Here is a 24,536-nt window from a genome sequence, read left to right as displayed (position 1 = left end):
ATTACCATGAAAACTCCCATCTTCCTTACAGCCCTTTTCTTCGTCCTCAATTCCTGCGCCATCCATCAGTCAGGGAAAAATGGCGCTCCCGGCGCTCCCGGTGCAGAAGGCGTCAGGACTTTGCCAGAAACAAAAACATCAGGGTATAATCAGGCGCTTGCCGATTCTCTGGGTGCAGATGAATACGGCATGAAAACCTATGTGATGGTCATTCTGAAAACCGGACCGTCCGTCATTACAGACAAGGAAGAACTGAACCGTCACTTCCGCGGCCACATGGAAAACATCCAGCGCCTGGCCAAGGAGGGCAAACTGATTGTCGCCGGTCCCTTTGCCACAAAAAATGACCTGGGCTACCGCGGCATCTTCATCCTGGACGTCAAAACGGCGGAAGAAGCAGAACGCTTAATCAATACCGACCCGGCAGTACAGGCTGGAATTTTTGGGTATGAAATTTTACCCTGGTACGGCTCTGCCGCCCTGCCCCTGTACCTGAAACATACCGAAGCCATCACCAGACAACAACCCTAATCCGTTAAAATCCGCAGCGAAGAATACCGCCGCAGCCACTCCATATTCAGAGTAGAAAAAGTTTCTTTTATTTATCTTTACCGGAAAACTTATGCCATGAAAACCATACAGGAAGTGCTCACCAAACTGGATGAGATCATTGACCATTGTGCAAAGAAAGAAAATCCTGCAGGTTATTTTGCCTGTACGTACCGCATCACCACTGCGCAGATTCTGCGGGAAATCCAAAAGAAGAAATTTGAAGACAACGAGCGCATGACGGTACTGGATGTGCAATTTGCCCGCCGATACACGGATGCCTGGGATCAGTATCTGCATGGAAAAAAGTGCTCCCGGTCCTGGCAATTGGCTTTTGATGCTGCCAAAAATAAAAACCTGCTCATTTTGCAGCATATTTTTCTCGGCATGAACGCTCATATCAATCTGGATTTGGGAATTGCCGCTGCACGTGTGATGCCGCCCCGCAAGATCAATCCGCTGAAAAAAGATTTTGACCATATCAATACCGTGCTCGCATCCATCAGCCAGAATGTGCAGACTGCGCTGAATTCCCTGTTTTACCCGTTAGATTTAATAGACAAGGTGGCGGCGGACCGGGACAACATCGTGCTGGATTTTGCCATGACCAAAGCCCGGGATGCTTCCTGGGCAACTGCCGTCATGTGCAGCAACACGCCCGCCTTTCTGCGCGATACGGTCATTGGCATCGCAGACTATGCAACCGCGCAGGTGGCTACCCGGATTCTGAATCCAAAACTCCTGTCCCCGGCACTCCTTCGGGAACTCAAAAATTATGAAAACAAAAACGTCGCCGAAAACATTGCACTGCTGAGGAAGATTCAGAATATCTGATTCCTAAAGATTGCATTATGAATAAAGGATAAATTCCTGGTTTGCGGAAAGCATCACACAATTTCCCGGCACCACACGCCGGGAATGCGTTTTTCTTCCTATTTTTGAAGCATGGAAATAACATCTCTGTTTATCGGGCTGGTAGCCGGTGCCGCTTTGGGCGCCGTACTGATCTATTTTATACTGAAATCCGGCCATGTAGCCAGAAAAGATTTTGATGAGCTGAACAATAATTTCATCAAACTGAACGCGGATCTGGAAAATGCCACCCAAAAAACGAACGAACTGAACGGACTCTACGATTCAGAAAAAATGAACAACCGCGAACTTTCTGATCTGAGGGCCGACCTGGAAAGACAGATGGCAGTGATTCACGCGGAAAATAATGCACAGAATCAGAAAATCTCTGAACAGACTGAACTGAACAAAAGACAAACGGCCGAAATCAACGCCTTGCAGGAGGAAAAAAATCAACTCATTGCAGTCAAATCCCAACTGGCCGCACAAAATGACAATCTGCAGCAACTGCTGGAACGCCAGAAAGAAGAAATCACTAAAATACAGGAGGCGGCCAAAAATGAATTTAAAAATCTGGCTAATGAAATTCTGGAAGAAAAAACCAAAAAATTTACAGAGACCAACCGTGAAAATCTGGATTCAATACTGAAACCCTTGGGCGAGAACCTGGAATCTTTCAAAAAACGGGTCAATGAAGTGTATGAAAATGAAACCCGGGAAAGGTTTTCATTAAACAACACCATCAAAATCATGATGGATCAGACTTCTAAAATCAGCCAGGAAGCCAATAACCTGGCGACTGCTCTGAAGGGACAAACCAAAACCCAGGGCGACTGGGGCGAAATGATTCTGGAAAGAATTCTGGAAGACTCCGGTCTTACCAAAGACCGGGAATATTTTTCTCAATTTAATATCAAAACAGAAGACGGCGAAAACCAAAGACCGGATTTCGTGCTGAAACTGCCTGGAAACCAACTGGTCATCATTGATTCCAAAGTTTCACTGAATGCCTATGAACGGATGATTTCAGCTGAAGATGAAGAACAGCGCAAACAAAATCTGTCCCTGCACATCGGCGCTATGAAACGGCATATTGACACGCTGGCCGAGAAACGCTATGACCACCTGAAGGAATCTCTGGATTTTACTATTATGTTTGTGCCGGTAGAGCCGGCATTCCTTACGGCGGTGCAAGCCGACCCCCAGTTGTGGAATTACGCATACAAAAAACACATCATCCTGCTGAGTCCTACCAATCTGATTGCCTACCTCAAACTGATTTCCGACGTATGGAAGCGCGATACCCATAATAAAAACGCGGCGGAAATTGCCAGACAAGCCGGTGCGCTGTACGATAAATTCGAGGGATTTATAGCTGATTTACTTAAAATAGGCAAGAAAATGGATGATGCCAAGAGCGATTACGAAAACGCCATGAAGAAGCTGACCACCGGCCGGGGAAATCTGGTAGGCAGCGTTCAAAAGCTAAAACAACTGGGAGCCAAAACCGCCAAGCAACTTCCGGAAGCGATGCTGGAACGGGCCAATGAAGACTCTGACGAAAACCTGCTGGAACCAAATGACGAAAACGAAGAGGCATGATAGAAAGCATACAAAATGACAACATCAAATACCTTCAACGCCTGCTTACCGACAACCGGTTCAGAAAAAAAGCCGGCGTATTTGCCGTAGAAGGTCGCCAGGAAAATGAGCGTGCCCAACGATTCGGGTACGAACCGGCAGCCTTTTTTATCTGTGAACAAATCTACGACCAGGCTATTCCTCCGGGAAAAATCAATTACGTAAGCGATAAAATTTACGAAAAACTCGCTTACCGGGGCAAAACAGAAGGGATTATCGGAATTTATGACGAAAAGACAGCAACCCTGACAGATTTACGGCCTCAGAAAGATTCAGCTGTAATCATTGTGGAAGGAATGGAAAAACCGGGAAATCTGGGAGCCATACTTCGGAGTTGCGAAGCTTTTGGCATTGACAGCCTGATTGTGACCGAAGGAAAAGTAGATTTCTACAATCCAAACGTGATCCGTTCCAGTGTGGGGTGCCTTTTTGGGATGAATATTTATCAAAGCACCAATGAAGAGGTGTATGATTTCTTACAGGAAAATGATTTTCAAATCTTCACCACGATGATGAGTGATGAGTCAGGAAGACTGCAGGACCGGAATCTCACCAGGCGCTCTGCTGTTTTATTCGGTACAGAACATTCGGGGTTATCCGCTTTTTGGTCAGGAAAAGGCATCAACACCCTGATTCCCATGTCGGGCACCATAGACTCTCTGAACCTGAGCAATGCAGTGGCCATTACCTGCTACGAAATTTTACGGCAGAAAAATCCCTGACGAATCAGCGGATCAGGCATAAAAAAACCGCCTCTCTGGGAGAAGCGGTCTTTTTTATCTGTGTAAATTGATTACTGAGCAGAAGCAGCAGAATCAACAGTAGCAGCAGCATCTTCAGCTACAGCAGCAGCAGAATCAGCAACGATAGCAGCAGAATCAGCAACGATAACAGCAGAATCTACAGTTTCGATAGCAGCAGAGTCTAAAGTAGCATCAGTTTCTACAGTTTCAGTTTTTTTACAAGCTACAAGAGCAAGAGCTGCGATACCAGCTACAAATAATGACTTTTTCATAATGTTTCTAATTTATTTAAATTGTTAAATCTTTACGTTTTAATTTTTCGCGTGCAAAAATACGTTTTTAATTCACATGTGCAAATAAAATTCGCATTCCCGCACAATATTTTCACATGAATTACTTCACTGCGTCTTTCACCGCTTCTTTTGCATCTTTCGCAGCACCAGCAGCAGCGTTTGCAGCTTCTGTAGCAGCATCGGCAGCACCTTCAGCAGCATTCTGAGCGGCGTTTGCACCAGCAGCAGTAGTGGCAGCAGCCGCATCGGCAGCAGCGTCTACAGTTACTGTAGCAGCAGAATCGATAACATTGGCAGCAGAATCGGCCACGATAGCAGCAGAATCTACTACGTCTTCGAATGCGTTTTCAGTTTCTACGGTTTCAGTTTTTTTACATGCTACCAGAGCCAGTGCAGCCATACCTGCTACGATCATTGATTTTTTCATAATAAATAATAATTTTGTTGTTTTGGTTTTCTTAAATTTGCTTCGGTTCATCTATTTGAACAGTACAAAGGTATTGCAGGAAATAAATTTGTTTCAGAAAATTAATTGTAATATATTTGTAAACCGTTTTTACAAAAAACCACTACTGATTATCAGGTAATTAAACTAAAAACAGAAGATTTGTCAAATTTAGACATATTGCACTTTGAGCAGCTTAAAAACGAAGTTCAGGCTCAGTTTTTAAAAAACAACACCCCTTCCAGCGAAGATATTTCGAAATGGAAAGGGATTGATATTACCTACTTCCAGGAGGACCTCCGGAAAATCAGCAAAGGAAACATCAGTGAAAAATCCTTTTATACCTATTTCAAAACATCACCCGTAAGTAAGACTCCCAGAATTGACATGCTGAATATTCTTAGTGTTTATGCGGGTTACGTGTCATGGTATGACTTTAAAAAGAAGCATCTTTTTGAGAATGAAATTCTGGAAGAACTGGAAAATGAACCGCCGAAAAGCGAGGTTGCCAACCCCGAAGATGAGCCGGCAGAACTTGTGGCCGAAGCAGATACCATAAAACCGGAAAATCGTGAAAAAACAGCATCAAAAAGTCCTGAAAAAACGATTTTACAAAAATCAACATCTGAAAATCAACAAGTTATTAAAAGTGACGAAGTTTTTGACACCTATGACACCACGGAGCAAAAACCAATACGCAAATCTGTAAAAAGATATATACTCGGAGGAGCCACCATCGTCCTGGGATTGCTGGCCACACTCCTGGGTTTCGGAGATCAGCTGTTCAGCACCACTTTCACCTATTGTTTTGCAGATGCAGACCGTAATACGCCTATCCAGAACACGATCGAGATTAAGGTCATCAAGGAAAATGAATCCCCTATTCTGTACCGGCTGAAACCGGGCGAATGCTTTCAATATACCACCAAAGATCAGGCCTTGCATATGGAGATCAGTTCGCCATTCTACGAAAATCTGGAAATCAACCGTAATCTGGAAACCGCTCCACGGGAAGAAAACATAGAACTGAAACCGGATGATTATAAAATGGCGGTGTATTACTTCTCCAAAAAAGACATCTCCGGCGACCCGTCGGAGGCCACCAGCCTTATTAAACAAAAAAGACGGGAGCTGGAAAACCGCATCAGTGATGATGCAGTGATTTATCAGGTTTATGACAGTGACCTGTACGGCATAGAAACGCTGGATAAACAAAAATATATAACCCTGGTCACAACTCCCACAACTTCCCTGCGTAATCTTTCGGTGATTGAAATGAAGCGCGAGAAAGGAAAAATTGTGTCCATTAAATTCAAAATCAACGAAGATGAAGAGAATCAATAAATTACTGCTTTTCGGGCTTATGCTTGCACTGTTTACGGGGTGCAAAAAAGAGCAGGAAAACCTCTCTCTGGAGCAGGTAAAATACAACAGTAACACCACCAGTTACCCGTCTGCAAAGATGGATACCCTGCAGTCCATTAACAAAATTACGCGCCAGAAAGTGCGTGAAGTGCTGGAATTATCTATTCTTTACAACTCCGGAAACAAGGACACTGAAATAGATGCGGCCATGTATAACCAGATCCTGGGCTATTTTTATAAACCGGATTCCACTACGGTGAAATCATTGTTTACAGAACTGGACAGCCTTAAGGTAAAAAATTCCCGGATTAATTCCTTTGAAGTACTGGATCGCTATTATAAGGAGGATACTTTAAATTATGCCAAATTTCAGGTAGAATACTTCAACCAGGCAAACCAAAGCCTGGGCAAATTTGACCGTGAGGCACAGTATATCCTGGTTCCGGCAGAAATTCAGTTTAAAAAAGAGTTTAAATTTTTCTTTCTGAATTTTTACGAAAAACCTTTGAACGACACGATTTCATCAGGAGTCACAAGATAATCCAGCGCGACATCTGATTCTGAAACATCTTCAATCTGCACATCAGGCGCAAAAAATCCCACGCCTATTTTGGGACATTCCTGATTTACAGATGCAAAAAATCCGTCGTAATAGCCTTTGCCGTACCCTACCCGGTTGCCATTCGGGTCACAGTACAATAATGGCGTGATGATAAAATCATAATTGGTAATTCCGCTGTCTTCATCAGAAGCCGGTTCTGCAATTCCCCAGCTGTTCACTTCCATTTTCGTGTCCCGGGTATACTCTGCTGCAATGATTTTGTCGCCAATCATCTTAGGCAGGAATATCCGGATGTCATTCTCCAGAAAATAACGGATGAAAAACCCTGTGTCCACCTCATTAAATTTCGCAATCGAAAGAAATATGTGAACTTTCTGTCCTGCTTTGGGCTGAAACTGCGCCATGAAGCGGTGGTATATTTTTACTGACTCTTGCCGTACCTCGTCTCTGGTCAGCTGCTTGCGTTTTTGGAGGTATAATTTCCGCAGTTCCGATTTTTTCATACTCAAATGTACAAAAAATAGCGCTCGATCAGAGCGCTATGCATATTGAAAAATATTTTACAATCAGGTTTCCTTCACCGAAATAATCTTCACCGGACAGGCCTTGGCCGCTTTCTCACAAGGCTCAAAAGCCTCATGATTGGGCGTCTTCAGGGTATAAAACCCTTTCTTGTCTGTGGTTTTCAGCAGTACCGACTTTCCGTCTTTTTTAGACATCCGGAAAAACTCCGGTGCAAATTCAGCACAGTAGTTACACCCGATGCATTTATCCCGTTGAAGCGTGACAATGACCATTAGTTATTCGCAACAATTTTATATAATTTATCTGACGGACGAACCCGGAAATCCGTTTTGAAGGTAATGACGTCAGACTTTGTAGCTTTTTCCGCTTCAGGTTTGGTATCTACCTGCATGGATTCCAGAATCATTTCCTGAGAGCCGGTAGTAGGTCCCTGAATCAGAACTTTATCTCCGACAGCCAGATCATAGGCTTCAATCAGGAATTCTGCCACATTGGATTTCGGATAGAAATGGCGTCCCTTACCGATGTATACTTTCTTTTGTGTTGCACTGGATCCTGAATTATCTGACCATTCGCCCAGTTCCTGACCCAGGTAATAACCATCCCAGAAACCTCTGTTGTACACCGTTTCCAGCTGTTTCATCCACGCATCCACTTTTTCCTGAGAGAAAGTACCTTCATCTATTGCATCAATGGCTTCACGGTAACATTTTGTTACGGTAGCCACATACTCCGGTGCACGTCCGCGGCCCTCAATCTTCAGCACCTTCACCCCTGCATCCACAATCTGATCCAGGAATCCGATGGTGCATAGGTCTTTCGGAGACATCATGTATTCATTGTCCAGCTCTATTTCAAACCCGGTTTCCTGATCTATCACCGTATATTTTTTGCGGCAGTTTTGCTTACACGCTCCTCTGTTGGCAGATGAATTATGCGAATGCAGACTCAGATAACATTTACCGGAAACCGCCATGCACAAAGCCCCATGACCAAAGATTTCCACTTCTACCAGATTACCGGCCGGACCTTTTACCTGCTCTTTTTCAATCTGATCACAGATTTTTTTAATCTGCGTAATGGACAATTCTCTGGACATGACCATGGTATCTGCAAACAGTGCGTAAAACTTCACAGTTTCTATATTGGTAATATTAATCTGGGTAGAAATATGAACTTCCATCCCGATCTGACGTGCATAGGCAATCACCGCCTGATCCATCGCGATTACGGCGGTAAGGTCTGCCGCTTTTGCCTGATCCAGCAGGGTTTTTATAATCGATAAATCATGATCATAAATAATGGTATTGAGCGTAAGGTAGGTGCGCACCCCCTTCTCTTTGCATCTTCTGGAAATCTCCGGAAGATCATCTATAGTAAAATTCATGGTGGCACGTGCACGCATATTCAGTTGTTCGACCCCGAAATATACCGAGTCTGCGCCATTATCCAATGCGGCCTGCAGTGCGCTAAAGTCCCCTGCAGGTGCCATTAATTCTATTTTTCCGCTTTTCGTCATTGCTTATTCTGAAAATTTTTGCAAAGATAAGGTATTTAAAATTTGATACTTATGCCAAAATGACATAAATTTCATGATTGATAAAAACAATGACCCGTATGCGCAGTACCAAAATGTCTGTCGTAACCTTTAAAATAAGCGAAAAGCTGTTAAATTTACGTTAAAACTGAAACAAGCAGGAAATTTCTCTGACTGATATAGCATAGAATTTGTGTAACAGAAAGCAAATAATATTAGACTATGAAAGATATTTTTAAAAAAATACTGCCATTTGCAGTAGTTGGTGTAATGTCTGGGGCAACCACCTTCGGGGCTATTCATTATTTTGAAAACAGAGAAACCACAGACCAAACCTCATATTTTACAAATGCCAAGAGCAATGTTTCATTTGCCGGCTTTAACCAGGCCGCACTGGGCGATGATTTCGTACAAGCCTCCAAAATGACCGTACCGGCAGTAGTAACCATTAAAAACTATTCAAACAGAACGTCCGGGAGAAGTACGGAACAGGATATATTCGAATGGTTTTTCGGACAGCCAAACCGCAGCCAGCGAAACCAGCAGAGACCCGATAACATTCCATCCGGAATGGGTTCCGGTGTAATCATCTCTCCGGACGGCTATATCATTTCCAACAACCACGTGGTGGCCGGTGCCAATAAACTGGAAGTAGTGCTCAGCAATAAGAAAAGCTATATTGCCACACTGGTGGGAACCGACCCCAACACTGATATTTCGTTATTGAAAATTGAAGAGAAAGGATTGCCATACCTGAACTTCGCCAACTCGGATAATGTGGAAGTCGGACAATGGGTGCTGGCGGTAGGAAACCCATTAGGACTGAACTCTACCGTGACCGCAGGGATTATTTCTGCTAAAGGCCGTGGAATCGGTATTCTGGGCAGTCAGGGAAATGCAACCAATCCAATTGAAAGTTTCATCCAGACCGATGCGGCCATTAACCCCGGAAACTCCGGAGGTGCACTGGTAAATACCAATGGCGACCTCATCGGCATTAACTCTGCTATTTCCTCTACGAACGGGTACTATCAGGGATACGGATTTGCGGTACCTGCTAACCTTGCCAAGAAAATTGTGGAAGACATCAAGAAATTCGGACTGGTACAGCGCGGATTCCTGGGCGTAAACTCACTGGACTTATCCAATGATCAGCAAATTGCTCAGTACAACTCCCGCAACAACACCAAACTAAAATCCGGAGCCGGCGTATATGTGACAGACGTGACCGAAAAAAGTGGCGCTGAGGATGCAGGGCTGCGTACCGGAGACATCATTACCAAAATAGACCAGACCACTATTAAAGATTTTGCAGATTTATCCCTCTCTGTAGGAAGCAAAAGACCTGGCGATCAGGTGATGGTGACTTACCTGAGAAACGGCAAAGAAAATACAGCCAGAGTAACTCTGAAAGACCAGAAAGGAAATACCACCGTGCGCAGCAAAGCTGACCTGAGCGTTTCGGAAAAAATAGGAGCCGAATTCGAACCCCTGAATGACCGTTTCAAAAGAGACTATGGACTGAACAGCGGCGTGGTGACCAAGAACGTGGCAGTAGGTGGCGAAATGGCCAAAATAGGCATTGTAGACAATTACATCGTAATAGAAATAAACGGCAAACCCGTGAATTCTGAGAAAGAAGTAGAAAACATCCTGAAAAACCACAAGGGAAATGTACAGGTAAAATTCGTGGATGAATCCGGACGGATCTACACCCGCGGCTTTACCATGCCGAACTAAACCCGGGATTTTTCTATAACCATAAAAAAATGCGTCTCAGAATCTGAGGCGCATTTTTATGACGAAGCGAACTCTAGGAAGAAAGGCGATCCCCGTTTCCGGCCGCCAGTTTTGCTGCTTTCCGCTGTCTTCTTTTTTTTCTTTCATAAATAACTTCCACAATTTTCCCTCCAATCCATGAGAACGGGAAAAAAGTAAGAAAGATGCAGATCTTGTAGAACGTGGGATGGTACGGAAAGATGACCACATCCATAACCGCACAAAACAGCAGTACAAAACCGATGAGAATCGCATAGGCTACTTTTCCGTACTTCACAATAATGGCGGTCACCACGCCCCCTACTATGGAACCGATGCCGGTAAAAAGCAGGAGAAAAGCAAAAAAACCATCATCATGCTGTACCGATTTCAGAAAACTCTGCCAGCGTTCGAAAGGAGCAAAATCCTCAAAGGTAATCCATCTAGGATTAGATCTGATTCCCAGAGTGATTAAAAGCAGTGCAACTGCGAGTCCTACCAGAACCGCAAAAGTATTTCGCAAAAAATTCATTAATCCTGATGCGCAATCATTGAAATTTCAACATCCACATTCTTGGGCAGGCACGACACCTGAACCGTTTCTCTTGCCGGGTAGTGTGCTGCATCCAGATAAGACGCGTAAATTTCATTAACCACCGCAAAATCATCCATATTTTTAAGGAAAATGGTCGCTTTCACCACATGGTTGAAAGTCAGGCCGGCTTCTGTAAGGATGGCCTGCAGGTTTTTCATTACCTGGTGGGTTTCTTTTTCTATACCCTCCGCCAGATTTCCGGTGGCCGGATCTACAGGAATTTGACCGGAGATATACAGAATACCGCCCGCCATATTGGCTTGTGCGTAAGGTCCGATGGCTGCAGGTGCATGTGCGGTAGATATTACTTTCTTCATAAAAAAAATGTTTGTGCAAATATAAAACTAAATTCAGAATCATCAAGCCGACCCTATGTGCGGATAGTTGGTGATCTTTGTGAGCAGTACGGTCCGGGGTCAACCGCTATCCCTTAAAACGGCGCATTAGGCTGTGTAAAACTGCGGTCTTTGTATTTCAGTGCGTCACTCAGGATATTAGCTTTGATGCCGATAAAGAAATCATAAACCTTGTACTGCCCGAAGGGCACCCAGTTGAAATTAATGGTAAAACTCCGCTGATCCCGTGAAAACCCGAGACGTGTATAGGCCAGATCTTTGGTAATGAAATCATAGTGCGTGGATCCGTTGATATTCCAGTATGGAGTAAGCTGTATGCTGCCGTCCAGACCCACAGAAGCTACCGATCTGCCAAACATGGACCCACCGCGGGTATAGCCGTAATTGGCATTGACATTCAGCGACCATGGCTGATGGAAGCGCGCGTAGTGATCATCATCAAAGAAATAATTCTCGTTTCTGATCTCACCTTTCATCTTATACTTTTCTGCCAGTTCTTCTTTCTCACCGAAAAGCTCCTCACTCAGCGGGTAAGAAAGCTGAAGATTGAAGGACTGTATGTTGAACTTCCCGAAATTTTCTGTTCTGAACATCCGGTTTTCTTCTTCCAGAAAGATGTTTTCATAGGGATCGATCAGCAGACTGCTGTTCAGGCTCAGTTTTCCTTCAAACAATGAAGACTGACCATTTACGGAAAACGTGGACCAGGGGTGGTCTTTGGCTGCAAAATTATAACCACCGGTAATATTCAGGGCTTCAAAAATTTTAATTTTCTTCACGCCAGTAGAATCTTTTTTAGACCGTACTTTCATTTCAATATTATTGCCAATACTGAAATTTAGCGAACCTTCCATTCCCGATGTGGGCGAACCGATAATTCCTCCTTCAAATATAGAATAAGGGATCAATGTTCCGGAGGCATCGTAATAGTTTCTGAAATATCCGAAATCAGGATTGCCGAAATCCGGCCGGTAGCTGAATCCGATACTGGGCATCAGCATATGACGAATTCCCTGAATGGCAGAGCCGGCCTTAAATATTTTGGTTCCGTACAGGGTGGTCTGCAGGCTGGCGGTAGTGCTGAACATGGAATAACCGCTGATGCGCTTTTCAAGTTCATTATCCACCATATTGGTCACGGGATTGTACTGTTTGTTCAGTGTTTTGGTGGTAAGGGCATTGTCAATATTGGCTCCCAGTGAGAAGGTAAAATATTTGGCGATGGTGGTATTGGTTCCCAGTCCGATATTATTGCGGAGTCCGGTCTGCATTTTTTCCCACATGGCACTGGTAAACATTTCGCCCTCTCCGGTATTCACGAAATTGGTAAAGTTCAGTCCGGTGTTCACGGTTATATTTTCCAGAAGCCCTTCCCGCACTCCTGTTTTTGGTTTAAAAAGGTAAAACTGGTTCACCGCCACATTTAGTTGCGGTAAGCGCAGGTCTCCCAGGCCGGTAGAAAAGTTCTGAGAATAAGATGTGGTTCCGGTAAGGGTGACGGGCAGATTCAGGAATCGCTTGGTAATGCTGATGGTAGAATTCTGTTGTGTATTGAGTACATTCTGGTTAAAGATGTAATTATTGTTAATAGTATTGTTATAGAATTTGGAACTCACCAGATCTACAGAAGCGCTGAAATTGAGCAACGGGTTCGCTTTGGAATCCTGAGAATGGCGCCATGCAATACGGTAGGTATTGATTTTACTGTAATCATCCAGACCTTTAATTCCGCGTACGGTGGAGCCTATATCTGCAGAAAAGTTCCCGGTATAGCGGTATCGTTTGATATAATTGGTTTCCGGCCGAAGGTTCCAGCTACCTTTGGTATAAAAATCAATGAGAAGTTTTACATCAAAATGCTCGCCGATGGGTTGGTAATACCCCAGGCTGTTCAGAAAAAAGCCTACATCCTGTCGTTCGCCAAAACTCGGAATCAGAATTCCCGCAGAACGCTTGTCCGAAAACGGCAAAATAGCAAATGGCATAATGAGCGGTGTAGGCACCTGCTCAATGTACATCTGCACGGGGCCCGTAACAATGGATGACTTTTCTTTACCTTTAACGAGCTTAATATGGGATGCCAGCAAGTGGTAATCTGCCAGTGTATCTTTCTTCTGCAGAAAATATTCATCTGTAGTAAAGAGTCCTCTGCGCATAAAAAACACAGAATCGTTATACTTCTTGGTTTTCTGAGCTACAATCACCCCCTCATTCTCTTCGGTTCGGGCGTTATAGGCAATGGCCTGGCGGGTTTTGTAGTTGTACACAAAATCATTGTATTCATATTGCTTGCCACCCTGGGTCGCGATGGCCGGAGCAATGACTTTTCCTGTAGAATCTATTTCACCGCGGGCATAGATTTCATTTTTCTTCCAGTCTATCCGGATATAATCTGCATCAATCTGCATATCCTGATATTTCACCTGTGCCTGCTTATTCAGGTAGGTCATTTTATGCTGAAAATCGTTGCGTTCACTATCCGCTTTAGTCCGCACAATATCAGCCAGTTGCTCTGCCGGAAGTTTAATGGTATCTGTTTTGCGTACCGTATCATTAACTATCTTATTTTCAGACGAATTTTGAGCGCTCAACTTTGCTAAAAAACTGTTAAAAATTAGGATAATTAAAATATGTAATATATTTTTGGAGGCGCTTTTGATGCTGCTAAATTTAATGATTTCAGAAGCCAAAATTAAAATAATTTTTAAGAATTGATGATGATAACGAAATTTTGTTTCAAAAAATATTTTGTGATCTGTTTTTTAATGATATTTTTTGTGAGTTCTGCTCAGAAAAAATTCACCATTGTACTGGATGCGGGACATGGCGGGCATGACGTGGGTGCTACCCGCAATTATGATTTCGGAACACCGCAAGAAAAAGACATCACGCTGAACATTGTGCTGAAACTGGGCAAAATGCTGGAAGAAAACAAAAACTTCCGCGTCATTTATACCCGGAAAACAGATATGTACCCTTCTCTGACCGAGCGGACCAATCTTGCCAACAGGAGCAAGGCAGACCTGTTTATGTCCATTCACGTGAACTCCTCGGCCAGCAAGAGTGCTACCGCCAGAGGCACGGAAACCTTCGTACAGGGGCCCAATCAGAACCGTGAAAATCTGGAGGTGGCCAAAAAAGAAAATGATGTTATCTATCTGGACGCCAAAGACCGTGAAGTTTTTGCATCCTATGACCCCTCTTCTCCCGAATCCCTGATCGCACTGAAAATTCAACAGGGAAAATATCTTGAGAGAAGCCTGCATATCGGAAGTTTTATCGAAGAAAATTTTGAAAAAGGAGGCCGCTTCTCCCGCGGGGTAAAGCAGGCCAACCTTCATATCCTGCGGATGAGTGCCATGCCGTCTGTACTGATAGAAACAGGCTTTGTAAACAATTATGAAGATGCTGTTTTCCTGAGCAGTGATGAAGGCCAGCGGAAGACCGCCACTCAGATCTACAATGCGGTATTGAAATATGCTTCCAAAAATCTGGTGGCTGCTGCCGAAGAGCCCAGGAAAAAACAGGAAAAGAAAGAGATGCCGCTTAAGAATGACTTCCGTATCCTGCTGATGAGCACGCCCATTAAATATAATTACGGTGATCCTGCCTTTAAAGGCCTGAACTACATTTTACCCATCAAAGAAAACGGGCTTTATAAATATTACTATGCAGTGACCAATCTGGCCAGCGTGCGGGATGCCAACCTGAAAACGGCAAGAGATGCCGGCTTCAGAAATGCCACTTCTGTAGGATTTGTTCCGTTCCAGACCCTGAGATCCGGTTCCTATACCCTGGAAGTGTATGTAGGGAAAGACCGTTTGCCGTCAGATTCGTACATTCTAAAGAACCTGAAAGATGTGAAGCGGGAAAAGGCTAATGGCGTATTCTATTACACCTACGGAAGCGAGAAAACGCTAGAAGCCATCGTGAAATTACAGAAATCGCTTGAAGAAAAAGGCATCAAAAATTCGGTTATTCAAAAGCTGAATAAATAGTTCAGCAAAAGATTTTGAAAATCATTTTAAATGTTTAATTTTGCAGTCCGAAAAAAAAGACGGCCTATTCGTCTAGTGGTTAGGACTCAAGATTTTCCCTGTCTACCGCCAGGCAGGCCTGTCTACCGCCAGGCAGGATTCTTGCAACAGAGATTCGCATTTAAAAGCAAAAAATGAATGCAAAATGATTACTGTTTATGTTTTGAAGAGTACGAAAGACGGAGCAAGGTATACGGGAATGGCGAAGGATGCAGAAAGAAGACTGAAGGAGCATAACGGAGGAAAAAACAGATATACAAAAGGACATATTCCATGGGAAATTGTCTACACAGAAACTCATAAAGACTGGAGTTCTGCTAGAAAGAGAGAAAAGTTTCTAAAAAGCAGCGACGGTTTAAAGTTTTTGAAAAATAACGGCCTATTCGTCTAGTGGTTAGGACTCAAGATTTTCATTCTTGCAACAGGGGTTCGATTCCCCTATAGGCTACAAGTTTAGAAAAAAATAAAAATTTTAATAAAATATTTTGCGGGTTTAAAAATAAAGTATATCTTTGCACCCACAATTGAGAAACAATTATGGCAAATCATAAATCAGCTTTAAAGAGAATCAGACAAAATGCTGCGAAGAGACTTCGTAACAGATATTATCATAAGACTGCCAGAACGGCAATTAAAGTGTTAAGAAGCGAGGAAGACAAGACTGCAGCTGCAGAGCAACTTCCGAAAGTAATCTCTTTGGTGGATAAACTGGCTAAGAAAAACATCATCCACAAAAACAAAGCAGCCAACATTAAAAGCAAATTAACTAAGCACGTTAACAAACTGGCTTAATTCATAAAGAGTCCGGCCCGTTCGTCTATCGGTTAGGACCTCAGATTTTCATTCTGGTAAGAGGGGTTCGATTCCCCTACGGGCTACGAAAACCAAAACGCAAGTTTTGGTTTTTTTGTTTTTATTACCTGGAAAAAGACCGACGCATGTGTGCAGTTGAACGTACGGGACAAACCAGCTCCGTGTTATCCGCCTGTCATCTAAACCTGCTCTTCTTTTTGCAAATCCCGGTATAATTTATCGGCAGACCATTTGGCATGTCGGGAAGGCCTGATTACAAATCCGCGTTTGTAGGAATATACTTTGGTAAATTCTGCCCCGAAAAACAGCAGCATACAGGAATAATTGATCCACATCATAATCAGAATAACCGTGCCGGCACTTCCAAAAACTGACGCAGGTTTGAAGTTTTGAAAATACAGGCTTAGCAGGAATTTCCCGATGGTAAACAACAGTGTGGTCAGAAATGCACCAGTCCATACCGACCGCCACCTGATTTCCACATCCGGAAGGATTTTAAAAATCATGGCAAACAGCAGCATAATCACGCCGAAACCAACGCCAAAATTAACCGATTCCATTAACAGGTAAGTTTCAAAACCGAAATGTTGGGTTATGAAATTATTCAGAAAACTAATGAGTGAGGAAAGCACCATGGTAATCATGAGCAGAAAACCCACAATTAAAATCATGCTGAGGGAATTGGCCCGGTCTACCAGAAATTTCAGAACGGCCTTTTTGGGCGCCGCCTGTACATCCCAAAGTTCATTGAGGGACTGCTGAAGCTGAAAGAACAAGGTGGTAGCCCCAAATACAAGTGAGAAGACCCCCACGGTTTTCATGAAGACATTTTTCTTATCAATCAGCGCTCCGGCAATCATGTCTTCTATACTTTTTGAAACCTCACGACCCATCATTTCGCTGATCTGACGGCTGATTTCGCCACGGATAGCCTCCTCGCCGAAGAAGTTTCCGGCAATCCAGATGATGATGATCAGCAGGCCGGGAATGGAAAAAATAGCGTAATACGCCAGACTGGCGGAATATTTGGCTGCCGGAGAAGCATTCCATTCCTTGAAGGTCTCTTTTAAAACATCCCGGTAAAATTTCCAGTCTCTCTTCATCATCACAGTATTTAAAAAGGATATCCGATGGCAATGTTCAATATCAGATTATCTTTGCGCCATGTGGGATTTCCAAAATCAATTTTATCAAATACCCAGCGTTCGCCCTCATTCATATAGGGCACACGAAGCGGCATGGCCAGATCTAATCTCAGCACCAGGATTGAAAAATCCAGCCGCAGTCCGAGGCCGGCTCCCACAGCAATTTCATTCAGAAAATCACCGGAAAATTTTCCGCCGGGGCGCGCAGGGTCTTCATTGACCAGCCACACATTTCCGGCATCCGCAAAAATACCCACATTCAGAAACTTATACAGATTTGCCCGGTACTCCGCATTAACCTCCAGTTTTATGTCTCCGGACTGGTCAAAAAATATGGAAGTGGTCTCCGGATTATAGCTTCCCGGACCCAAAGCCCTCGCACGGAATGCCCGGATACTGTTGCTGCCTCCCACAAAAAACTGCCTGGAGAAAGGGATATGCTCCGAATTGCCATAAGGATAAGCGACTCCTGCAATGGCACGGGCCGCCAGTACACTTTCTTCACCCACTTTATGATAAAAACGGAAATCGTGCTCCATTTTCGCATACTGACTGAAGGGAATATCAAAGATATATTTCTGATTGCCTTTTTTCACATTGGCTCCGGTAAGCAGTCCGGTGAGGTTTCCAGATAAATCCAACGATCCTTTATAGTAAATAGTGTTGGTCTTCGGAAGCATGGTGTTGGTATAGGTATAACTGTAAGTTGGCCCGAAGATCAGCTGCTTTTCTACCACCCGTTTCAGATAGGGATTGCCGGCAGCCAGAGAGTCGAACCGTGGGGTAACGTGTGCCGGTGAAACCAGGGTAGCATCAAAAATCTTCAGGTCATGCTCTTTTCTTGCATTTTCCTTCCAGAGATAGCCGAAAGACGCATTGAAGTTATTCAGCATATAATATTCTGTACGGTTCTGAAATTCATAACCGATGCTCATATTGGTTCTGGGGACGAAAGCGCTGGAAGAATGGAACCGGAACGGCGCAATGATTCTGGGCACGCTCAGCTCTATGCGGCTCCCGGCACGGAAAATATTATTGGCCTCTTTCGGGCCACCCACCTGTACATCAAACGCACCATACACAGAAGCTTTCAGCTGTTCGGCACCGCGGAAAACATTACGGTGGGTCCAGTTCAGATTCACCTCGCTGCCCACATAATTGGCAGAGTTGCTCCTTGCCATGGTTTCCAGCCTCAGACTCTGAAACGCCCGGGGCGTGAGCTGGTAATACACATCAAATTTGTGGTTAGCAGAATCTGAAATTACAAAATCGTTCTTCACAAACTTGAAAACTCCCAGACTGATAAGGCGGTTCAGCGTAAGATTATGATCTTTACGGTTGTATAAATCTCCGGTTTTAAAATACATGGCCCGGTCAAACACCCGCGGCTTGAACTTATTTTGGGGATCTATAATATACATATCATTATAGGCTGTAACGGTGTCTGTGCTCATGGGAATACCATACAAACCCCGGCGTACATCCTGAATATTATAATCGGGGAAAACTACTACCTTATCTATGGTAAAAGGTTTGGTGGCCAGTTCGGGAGTATTGTCCTTCAGTTTCACGAACATTTCAACCTCGTGATTGCGGGTGACGGTACTGTCTGCCTGAACAATGATATTATCCGGATGGAAATAATAGAATCCATGGTCTTTCATATAATTGTCTATGCGTTCCCGCTCTGCTTTGATGACATCCAGGTCAAAAGGTTTTCCTGTTTTCAGTAGAGTTTCATCCTTAATTTCCTGAATCCGCTGATTGGCAATGCCGGTATCCCCGGGAAATGTTACTTTGCTGATATAGTACCGGGCACCGGGACGAACGGTATAATCTACCCGGACTTTCTTATTTTTCTCTATAGAATCATACCGGGCACGCGCATTGAAATAACCTTTGTTTTCCGAATAATTTTCCAGAATTTCCCGGTTGAATTCCATGTCCACATCTTCCATCAGTACCGGCTCCTCTCCTATTCTGTATTTCAGCCAGTGGCGGAAACCGGTTTCTTTTTTGGGCTCTTTGGTTATGTTATACATATAGAGTCTTGGCCTCAGACCCAGAAACGATGAATTGGGCTTTGGGGTAAGATGATCTTCCAGACCAGATTTCAGTTCAGATTTACTTTTTTTCGGCAAGGTATCGTTTTCAATCTTGACTTCTGCACCTGTATAGAGTTTTTCGTTATCCTTCAGAAAACGGGTGTTGCTGCACGAAGCCACTGCAAAGAAAACAGCAACTGCCAGGATATACGTTCCATATTTACCATATATATTCATTATCTACTTTCTGCTTGATTATTGTTTTTTCTGTTCTTGTTCCGCCCGGACCGCTCAAATATCTCACGGAACTTGTTATAATCCAGCGTGATGATGAATCCGACTCCGGTTTCTACAATCTGACCTTGCAGGGCTACCTGATATTCATTCTTGCGATATGCCCTCAGCATGTATCTGCCGTCTCTGGAGAGACTGTAATCAATGGCCACATCTCCGGCGATATTGGTCATCTCCTCATTCTGCCGGGCACTGCCTTCTAACCCGAAGTTACTGCCCACACTTACTTTCAGGCGGTCATTCAGCAAGCGTTTGCTTACTCCCACATTCAGATCTGTACGCTCATTTCTTTCGCCCATACTGTAATCTTCTGTAGATTCCAGATCGAAGTTCAAATCTACTCCTTCTATGAGGTCAGAAGCCAGATTATTGAGCTGTTGTGAGAGAATTTTGCTCACACTCTGCCTGGCCAGGGTTCCCGCTGAGATGCCCGCTTCACTCTGAAACGGATTTTCGCCAATGAAACGGTTCAGCAACAACAGAGCAAATACCTGCTTGTTCATTTCGGAGGGTTCTCTTCTCAGCATCTCCAGTTTGGCTTTCACATTATCCTGAACGGTAGTGGAAACCGAGGTCAGTTCTTCATCGGTAGTGATATCAAAAGTAATTTCCGGCTTCAGAAGTTCGCCTTTCATCTGCAGTAACGTATTGAAAGGAATTCTTTGCTTGTACGCATTAACCTCCGCATTAGACATGCCTGCAATTTGCTGCTCTACCAGATCTATGGGCGGTGCTTCGGTCTTGTAAACGGCGGTAATATCCAGATTTGCGGTGGTAGGTTCACCGGTCCAGGTAATGGTACTTCCTTTCTCTATGTCAAATCTTCTTTTCAGTAAACTTACGGACATTTCATAGGCTCCTTCATGAACCTCATACACGCCTACGAGGGTTGTTTTACCCGACGGGTCTATGCCGCCGGTAAGGTCTGCCTCTCCCTGAAGCTCCACAAAATCGCCGTTGGCTTTATCAATGATTAATGAAAGTTTCGCGTCCGGATCCACTTCTATATTGACGCTCACATTCATGCCCCGTATGCTGGACTGCGCATCTATGGAATCCGTCTTCACAGTCTGCTGCAGTACCACCTGATCCTGGTCAATGAATTCTACGATTCCCTGCCGGTCCTGCATGGTCGGCGAAGATTGTGGCAGCACGAACGTAAAATTGGTCTGGTCGGTCACAGAAAGTCTTCCGTCTACCACCGGCAGATCCAGATTTCCGCTCACCTGAAGACCTGCATCTACAGCCAAAACGCCGTACATAATTTTATCTCCGGCTTTTTCGGAGTTTACCACTTTAAAGTCGTCTGCATTTACAGAAAATCCAAAAGTAAAGTCCCGGTAATTCTGCGTCATCACATCGCCATCAATAATCAGAGAATTACCTTCGGTATCATGAAGTGTAAACCGGTTAAAGTTTAAACCACGGTTTGTAAAACGGATTTCATCATTTAAATCCCTAAAGACACTTCCCGTCTGGGTTATTTCCAGACCCGCCTGGTTGAATCTGACTCCGCCCCGGATTTGTGGTTCGTCTGCAGTCCCGGTAATGCTAAGGTTGCCGGAAAGATAGCCTTCGGAATTGACCAGCTGACCCATGGTAAAACCCTGTACGCTTGCCATCTGTAGCCGGTTCATATCCAGATTCAGGTTGAAGCGGCCCGCTCCGGTGTGGTAAGTGCCCTGAACAGTCATATCATTATCATAACCACTGAGGGTTATATCTGCATTAAGCAGTTGGGCAGTATTCTGACTTACCTGTACATCCAGATTACCTACCGGATTTTCGTAGAAATACAAATCAGAAATATCGAGATCAGAAGTAAAGGTCATATCCTGCTGCAGATTCCGCAATTGTGCGGTACCATTAATATTCCCGCGGGCAAGCAACGTATCTTTTTTGATAATTTCCGTAAGGGTTTCTATTTTAAAATCCTGCAGAGTAATATTCAAAGGGCTTCCCGGAGTTGCAGTTTCAGACTGTACCGCAATACGGCTGGGACCATTAGAAACCATAAAATCACGGGCCAGAATGCCACGACTCCCGAACTGTATCTGATTTTCCGGATCTACTGCCCAGTCGGTATAATTAAGTTTCAGACCATCGGGATTCAGTGACAGCCGGGTAACATCTCCCATGGACTGCAGATTTCCTGCGATCAGAAACCGGATTTCCTCTTTTTCATCTTGTGTGGTAATGCGGTAATTCACCACATCATCTGCCACATCTCCGCTCACGCTTACTTTGTTCAGTGCAAAACTTTCACTTTGTACCGCCGCCACGCTCAGGTCATACTGCAGCGTTTCATTGACATTATTCACCATCAAAACTCCATCTGCAATACTGTTTGCGCCATAAGTCACCTGCGGAATCTGACCCTCCACATTCAGAGCGCCGGTATCGGCATTGAAATTACCGGTAACGGTAATGGGCTCAAAAGATTTCAGATCGGGCAGAAATTTCCGGATCAGGTCATCGTTTTTCACTTTGGCATTAAACGAAAGATATTGTCCCGGATCGGTCTTTACCTGTGTTTTGGAATCCTGGATCGTATAATACCGGTTAATGGTTTGCTGAAGAGCGCCGGCAATCTGGGTGAGTTTATATTTTCCGGTTACATCCAGGTCTGCCACCTGAGATGCCAGTCTGATCTGATTGATGCTGTCTGATGATACTGCATCCAGCCTTATTTCCTGAATGGGAAAGACTTCTTTGGTATCTGAAATGGCAAAGTTCTGAAGCAGTAAATATCCGTTCAAAGCATCAGGATCCAGACTGCGGAAGTCGCCGTCTATTTTTCCGGCCAGAATCATCGGGTCCTCATAAAAACCGAGCGTATGTACATCCAGTTTTGTAATATCACCATTGACCTTCACCGCAGGATTATGCTCATCATACACCCCGGAGGCCGCCAGGGTAAGTTGTACATTCGGATCTTTGGAATTCAGCAAAATTTCGTAGGCACCCCGGTTGATTTTTCCCTGCAAATCCATATTCCGGTAGGTATAATTTCGGAATGTGAGTGACTGAATATTTCCTGCCACGGCAGCCGTCATTATTTCGGGGTCAAAACTACGGCCTTTTGCAACAATCTGTCCCGTGATGGCACCTAATTCATTATTTCTGATTATTTTTCCAAGTTGCAGGTGTTGCAGGTTCGCTTTCACGTCGAATGTTTCTGCATTCTTCTGCTGCATATTGACCAGGGCATTAATCGCCGCATTCCCAAACGTGGAGGTAAGAGTCAGCCGTGTATTCACATCTTGCGTGGTGCCTTTTGCGGTTCCTTTCAGCGTAAAAAAGGAAGGCAGCTGAATATCAGGAGGAATGGTTCCCGGTGGCAGCAGGTTGTTCACCGTGCGCGCTTCAGAAGAAAATTCACGGATGTTGACGTCATAATACAAACGTTCCGGCTGCATGGCATTTTTCAGTGTACCGGCGAGGTTGATTCTAGCTTTATCCAGACCAGACAATTCCAGATTCTGAATCAGCATGTTGTTTAAAGTTCCTCTGGCCCGTAAATCTGCATTCAGAACAGCATTTGGGTATTGGTTAAAGGGTGCAGTATTCCGGAGAGAAGGAACAAAGGTGAGGATATCTGCAAAACCAATTTTTGACCGGCGGATGTTGGCACTGACTTGCACCGAACCGGGATTAGCCGTGAGTTGCTCAGGCGAGTTATAATTCAGGACCACCTCATCCCGAAGCACCGTACGTGAAGTTTCCAGATAAAGATCTTTCAGAAATGCCTGTTTTTCTCCATACTGAAAGTCCGTACTGAATTTCCGGATGTCCAGTCCGCTGCGCTCGTTGATGACTGCACTTTTTACCTTGCCTGCAAACGTTCCGTTTTCCATTCTGAAGTCTGACAGATCTACATCAAGTTTCCGGAAATCAAGATGATTAAAATCCACGCCGTTTCCGGCACGGGCTGTCGCAGTATTGCTGTATTTCACCTGTACATCCTGCAGTTGTGCACGATTCAGGATTAATGCAAGGGGATTTTCGGCAGATGCAGCTCCTGGAGATTCCGGTTGTTCATTGTCCGGAGCCAGATGCAACCGGGCATTAATATCAGCACCTTTCAGCAAAATCCGGTCTATTTCAAAACGATTTTTTTCCAAATCCAGCGCCTTGATTTTGCTGCTGAGTTCCCGGAATTGTATAGCTGCAAAAGTCATGGTATTTTCATCTCCGTAGTCCACATTGAAATTGGTAAATTTAATACCTTGCAGCGTCAGTTGCATGGGTTTTTTCTGATTCAGGGAATCCACCGTCTCCTCTACTTCCGCTGCCACTTCCTCCAGTAAATTCTGCTTCAGACGAAGATTCAGACCATCCATATTGATTTGGTTCAGTGCATATTGATTCTGTTCGAGGTCAAAAGTTTTGACCCGGGTATCAAATGATTTAAAATAAAAACGGAGATCATTGTGCGCCTGCAGGTCGGTGAAAGAAACACCGATATCCTGCAGTTTTATTTTATCCAGGGAAATGATGAATGGTTTGGAAGGGCTCTCTTCCTGCTCATCGGTGGCAAATGCATCAATGATATAATCAAAATTAAACCCGCCGTCCCGGTTTCGGACTACCTTTGCCCGGACGCCGTTCAGGTCTATGGAAGTGAGATCTGCTTTATTGCGCAGGAGTTGAGGAATATTCAGGCCAACATCAAAATTGCGTACATACAGTAGCGTATCTGTGTGCTGACCTTTCAGGTAAAGGTTTTCCATAATCAGACTATTCGGAAAACCCACATACACTTTTTCGAGAGCGACTTCAGTTTTGATTTTACTTTCCAGATACGTTACCAGGTGTCCTTTCACGTAATTTTGCACTGCAGGAAGCCTGAGACTTAAAATCAGTAAAACAATCAGCAGCAAAAGGCTGCCGATGACAATGCCGGTCCATTTAAATATTTTTTTTGCAGGGAATTTCACAGGTAATCTGATTACCTTACAAAATTATCAAATCAACCTCC

Annotated in this window: 21 protein-coding genes and 2 tRNA genes; 12 read left to right on the top strand and 11 right to left on the bottom strand. The window is 44.2% G+C overall.

Going from position 1 to position 24,536, the window contains the following annotated elements; genetic code table 11:
* The first annotated feature begins 6 nt into the window (after positions 1-6).
* From LKO26_RS00685 to LKO26_RS00670, 4 genes are all read left to right on the top strand, one after another.
* Positions 7-531, top strand: coding sequence for a YciI family protein (locus LKO26_RS00685; RefSeq protein ID WP_227585871.1), 525 nt, complete (start codon positions 7-9; stop codon positions 529-531).
* A gap of 96 nt (positions 532-627) precedes the next feature.
* The gene (locus LKO26_RS00680; RefSeq protein WP_227585870.1) at positions 628-1,383 is read left to right on the top strand and encodes a DUF5995 family protein; all 756 of its coding nucleotides are present in this window, start codon (positions 628-630) and stop codon (positions 1,381-1,383) included.
* A 111-nt stretch (positions 1,384-1,494) separates the two neighbouring features.
* On the top strand, positions 1,495-3,003 hold the full coding sequence (rmuC, locus tag LKO26_RS00675) for a DNA recombination protein RmuC (protein ID WP_227585869.1): 1,509 nt from the start codon (positions 1,495-1,497) through the stop codon (positions 3,001-3,003).
* Positions 3,000-3,764, top strand: coding sequence for a TrmH family RNA methyltransferase (locus LKO26_RS00670; protein WP_227585868.1), 765 nt, complete (start codon positions 3,000-3,002; stop codon positions 3,762-3,764). The genes rmuC and LKO26_RS00670 overlap by 4 nt, the downstream gene beginning before the upstream one ends.
* A gap of 71 nt (positions 3,765-3,835) precedes the next feature.
* Here LKO26_RS00670 and LKO26_RS00665 read toward each other — a convergent pair whose 3' ends face one another.
* A complete protein-coding gene (locus LKO26_RS00665; RefSeq protein WP_227585867.1) occupies positions 3,836-4,057 on the bottom strand; it encodes a hypothetical protein in 222 nt (73 codons plus the stop codon).
* Between the two features lie 121 nt (positions 4,058-4,178).
* Positions 4,179-4,505 (bottom strand): hypothetical protein, encoded by a 327-nt coding sequence (locus LKO26_RS00660; protein WP_227585866.1) that lies wholly within the window; start codon positions 4,503-4,505, stop codon positions 4,179-4,181.
* 180 nt (positions 4,506-4,685) lie between these two features.
* Here LKO26_RS00660 and LKO26_RS00655 point away from each other — a divergent pair, with 180 nt between their 5' ends.
* Both LKO26_RS00655 and LKO26_RS00650 read left to right on the top strand, forming a co-directional pair.
* Positions 4,686-5,867, top strand: a complete 1,182-nt coding sequence (locus tag LKO26_RS00655) for a hypothetical protein (RefSeq protein WP_227585865.1) — start codon at positions 4,686-4,688, stop codon at positions 5,865-5,867.
* Positions 5,851-6,429, top strand: a complete 579-nt coding sequence (locus LKO26_RS00650; protein ID WP_227585864.1) for a hypothetical protein — start codon at positions 5,851-5,853, stop codon at positions 6,427-6,429. Before LKO26_RS00655 ends, LKO26_RS00650 begins: the two co-directional genes overlap by 17 nt.
* Here LKO26_RS00650 and LKO26_RS00645 read toward each other — a convergent pair.
* The 3 genes from LKO26_RS00645 to LKO26_RS00635 form a co-directional block, all read right to left on the bottom strand.
* On the bottom strand, positions 6,381-6,953 hold the full coding sequence (locus LKO26_RS00645; protein ID WP_227585863.1) for a 5-formyltetrahydrofolate cyclo-ligase: 573 nt from the start codon (positions 6,951-6,953) through the stop codon (positions 6,381-6,383). The genes LKO26_RS00650 and LKO26_RS00645 overlap by 49 nt on opposite strands.
* Positions 6,954-7,016: 63 nt before the next feature.
* Positions 7,017-7,247 (bottom strand): ferredoxin, encoded by a 231-nt coding sequence (locus LKO26_RS00640; RefSeq protein WP_227585862.1) that lies wholly within the window; start codon positions 7,245-7,247, stop codon positions 7,017-7,019.
* Positions 7,247-8,494, bottom strand: a complete 1,248-nt coding sequence (locus tag LKO26_RS00635; RefSeq protein ID WP_227585861.1) for a peptidase U32 family protein — start codon at positions 8,492-8,494, stop codon at positions 7,247-7,249. The genes LKO26_RS00640 and LKO26_RS00635 overlap by 1 nt, the downstream gene beginning before the upstream one ends.
* A 240-nt stretch (positions 8,495-8,734) precedes the next feature.
* On the opposite strand from LKO26_RS00635, the gene LKO26_RS00630 reads away from it, so the two are divergent.
* Positions 8,735-10,252: a trypsin-like peptidase domain-containing protein gene (locus LKO26_RS00630; RefSeq protein WP_227585860.1), complete on the top strand. Its 1,518-nt coding sequence runs from the start codon at positions 8,735-8,737 to the stop codon at positions 10,250-10,252.
* Between the two features lie 73 nt (positions 10,253-10,325).
* On the opposite strand, the gene LKO26_RS00625 is transcribed toward LKO26_RS00630, so the two are convergent.
* The 3 genes from LKO26_RS00625 to LKO26_RS00615 all read right to left on the bottom strand — a co-directional run bounded on the left by LKO26_RS00625 (position 10,326) and on the right by LKO26_RS00615 (position 13,896).
* Positions 10,326-10,802: a hypothetical protein gene (locus LKO26_RS00625; protein WP_227585859.1), complete on the bottom strand. Its 477-nt coding sequence runs from the start codon at positions 10,800-10,802 to the stop codon at positions 10,326-10,328.
* On the bottom strand, positions 10,802-11,182 hold the full coding sequence (locus LKO26_RS00620) for a RidA family protein (protein WP_227585858.1): 381 nt from the start codon (positions 11,180-11,182) through the stop codon (positions 10,802-10,804). Before LKO26_RS00620 ends, LKO26_RS00625 begins: the two co-directional genes overlap by 1 nt.
* Positions 11,183-11,295: 113 nt before the next feature.
* Positions 11,296-13,896, bottom strand: a complete 2,601-nt coding sequence (locus LKO26_RS00615) for a putative LPS assembly protein LptD (protein ID WP_227586028.1) — start codon at positions 13,894-13,896, stop codon at positions 11,296-11,298.
* Between the two features lie 90 nt (positions 13,897-13,986).
* On the opposite strand from LKO26_RS00615, the gene LKO26_RS00610 reads away from it, so the two are divergent.
* From LKO26_RS00610 to LKO26_RS00590, 5 genes are all read left to right on the top strand, one after another.
* Positions 13,987-15,219 carry an N-acetylmuramoyl-L-alanine amidase gene (locus LKO26_RS00610; RefSeq protein WP_227586027.1) on the top strand — a complete coding sequence of 411 codons (1,233 nt, stop codon included), beginning with the start codon at positions 13,987-13,989 and terminating at the stop codon, positions 15,217-15,219.
* Positions 15,220-15,403: 184 nt separating this feature from the next.
* The gene (locus tag LKO26_RS00605; protein ID WP_227585857.1) at positions 15,404-15,649 is read left to right on the top strand and encodes a GIY-YIG nuclease family protein; all 246 of its coding nucleotides are present in this window, start codon (positions 15,404-15,406) and stop codon (positions 15,647-15,649) included.
* Positions 15,635-15,706: transfer RNA gene (locus LKO26_RS00600), tRNA-Glu, on the top strand. Before LKO26_RS00605 ends, LKO26_RS00600 begins: the two co-directional genes overlap by 15 nt.
* An 89-nt stretch (positions 15,707-15,795) precedes the next feature.
* On the top strand, positions 15,796-16,050 hold the full coding sequence (gene rpsT, locus LKO26_RS00595) for a 30S ribosomal protein S20 (RefSeq protein WP_227585856.1): 255 nt from the start codon (positions 15,796-15,798) through the stop codon (positions 16,048-16,050).
* Positions 16,051-16,064: 14 nt separating this feature from the next.
* Positions 16,065-16,136 (top strand) — tRNA-Glu (locus LKO26_RS00590).
* A 114-nt stretch (positions 16,137-16,250) separates the two neighbouring features.
* Here LKO26_RS00590 and LKO26_RS00585 read toward each other — a convergent pair.
* Genes LKO26_RS00585 through LKO26_RS00575 form a run of 3 tightly spaced genes read right to left on the bottom strand, consistent with a single transcriptional unit; the run spans position 16,251 to position 24,495 of the window.
* A complete protein-coding gene (locus tag LKO26_RS00585) occupies positions 16,251-17,174 on the bottom strand; it encodes a YihY/virulence factor BrkB family protein (RefSeq protein WP_227586026.1) in 924 nt (307 codons plus the stop codon).
* An 11-nt stretch (positions 17,175-17,185) separates the two neighbouring features.
* The gene (locus LKO26_RS00580; RefSeq protein ID WP_227585855.1) at positions 17,186-19,498 is read right to left on the bottom strand and encodes a BamA/TamA family outer membrane protein; all 2,313 of its coding nucleotides are present in this window, start codon (positions 19,496-19,498) and stop codon (positions 17,186-17,188) included.
* Complete coding sequence (locus LKO26_RS00575; RefSeq protein ID WP_227585854.1) at positions 19,498-24,495, bottom strand: translocation/assembly module TamB domain-containing protein; 4,998 nt, start codon at positions 24,493-24,495, stop codon at positions 19,498-19,500. Before LKO26_RS00575 ends, LKO26_RS00580 begins: the two co-directional genes overlap by 1 nt.
* Positions 24,496-24,536 lie beyond the last annotated feature (41 nt).

This window comes from Chryseobacterium sp. MFBS3-17 (assembly GCF_020687745.1).
Lineage (GTDB): Bacteria > Bacteroidota > Bacteroidia > Flavobacteriales > Weeksellaceae > Marnyiella.
The sequence above is the reverse complement of the archived record's forward strand: the minus strand, read 5'-3'. Positions and strand labels throughout refer to the sequence as shown.

Excerpts from the sequence above, each read along its gene's own strand:
- LKO26_RS00685 (WP_227585871.1), top strand. The coding sequence starts at position 7 with ATGAAAACTCCCATCTTCCTTACAGCCCTTTTCTTCGTCCTCAATTCC.
- LKO26_RS00680 (WP_227585870.1), top strand. The coding sequence starts at position 628 with ATGAAAACCATACAGGAAGTGCTCACCAAACTGGATGAGATCATTGAC.
- rmuC (WP_227585869.1), top strand. The coding sequence starts at position 1,495 with ATGGAAATAACATCTCTGTTTATCGGGCTGGTAGCCGGTGCCGCTTTG.
- LKO26_RS00670 (WP_227585868.1), top strand. The coding sequence starts at position 3,000 with ATGATAGAAAGCATACAAAATGACAACATCAAATACCTTCAACGCCTG.
- LKO26_RS00665 (WP_227585867.1), bottom strand. The coding sequence starts at position 4,057 with ATGAAAAAGTCATTATTTGTAGCTGGTATCGCAGCTCTTGCTCTTGTA.
- LKO26_RS00660 (WP_227585866.1), bottom strand. The coding sequence starts at position 4,505 with ATGAAAAAATCAATGATCGTAGCAGGTATGGCTGCACTGGCTCTGGTA.
- LKO26_RS00650 (WP_227585864.1), top strand. The coding sequence starts at position 5,851 with ATGAAGAGAATCAATAAATTACTGCTTTTCGGGCTTATGCTTGCACTG.
- LKO26_RS00645 (WP_227585863.1), bottom strand. The coding sequence starts at position 6,953 with ATGAAAAAATCGGAACTGCGGAAATTATACCTCCAAAAACGCAAGCAG.
- LKO26_RS00640 (WP_227585862.1), bottom strand. The coding sequence starts at position 7,247 with ATGGTCATTGTCACGCTTCAACGGGATAAATGCATCGGGTGTAACTAC.
- LKO26_RS00635 (WP_227585861.1), bottom strand. The coding sequence starts at position 8,494 with ATGACGAAAAGCGGAAAAATAGAATTAATGGCACCTGCAGGGGACTTT.
- LKO26_RS00630 (WP_227585860.1), top strand. The coding sequence starts at position 8,735 with ATGAAAGATATTTTTAAAAAAATACTGCCATTTGCAGTAGTTGGTGTA.
- LKO26_RS00625 (WP_227585859.1), bottom strand. The coding sequence starts at position 10,802 with ATGAATTTTTTGCGAAATACTTTTGCGGTTCTGGTAGGACTCGCAGTT.
- LKO26_RS00620 (WP_227585858.1), bottom strand. The coding sequence starts at position 11,182 with ATGAAGAAAGTAATATCTACCGCACATGCACCTGCAGCCATCGGACCT.
- LKO26_RS00610 (WP_227586027.1), top strand. The coding sequence starts at position 13,987 with ATGATATTTTTTGTGAGTTCTGCTCAGAAAAAATTCACCATTGTACTG.
- LKO26_RS00605 (WP_227585857.1), top strand. The coding sequence starts at position 15,404 with ATGATTACTGTTTATGTTTTGAAGAGTACGAAAGACGGAGCAAGGTAT.
- rpsT (WP_227585856.1), top strand. The coding sequence starts at position 15,796 with ATGGCAAATCATAAATCAGCTTTAAAGAGAATCAGACAAAATGCTGCG.
- LKO26_RS00585 (WP_227586026.1), bottom strand. The coding sequence starts at position 17,174 with ATGAAGAGAGACTGGAAATTTTACCGGGATGTTTTAAAAGAGACCTTC.
- LKO26_RS00580 (WP_227585855.1), bottom strand. The coding sequence starts at position 19,498 with ATGAATATATATGGTAAATATGGAACGTATATCCTGGCAGTTGCTGTT.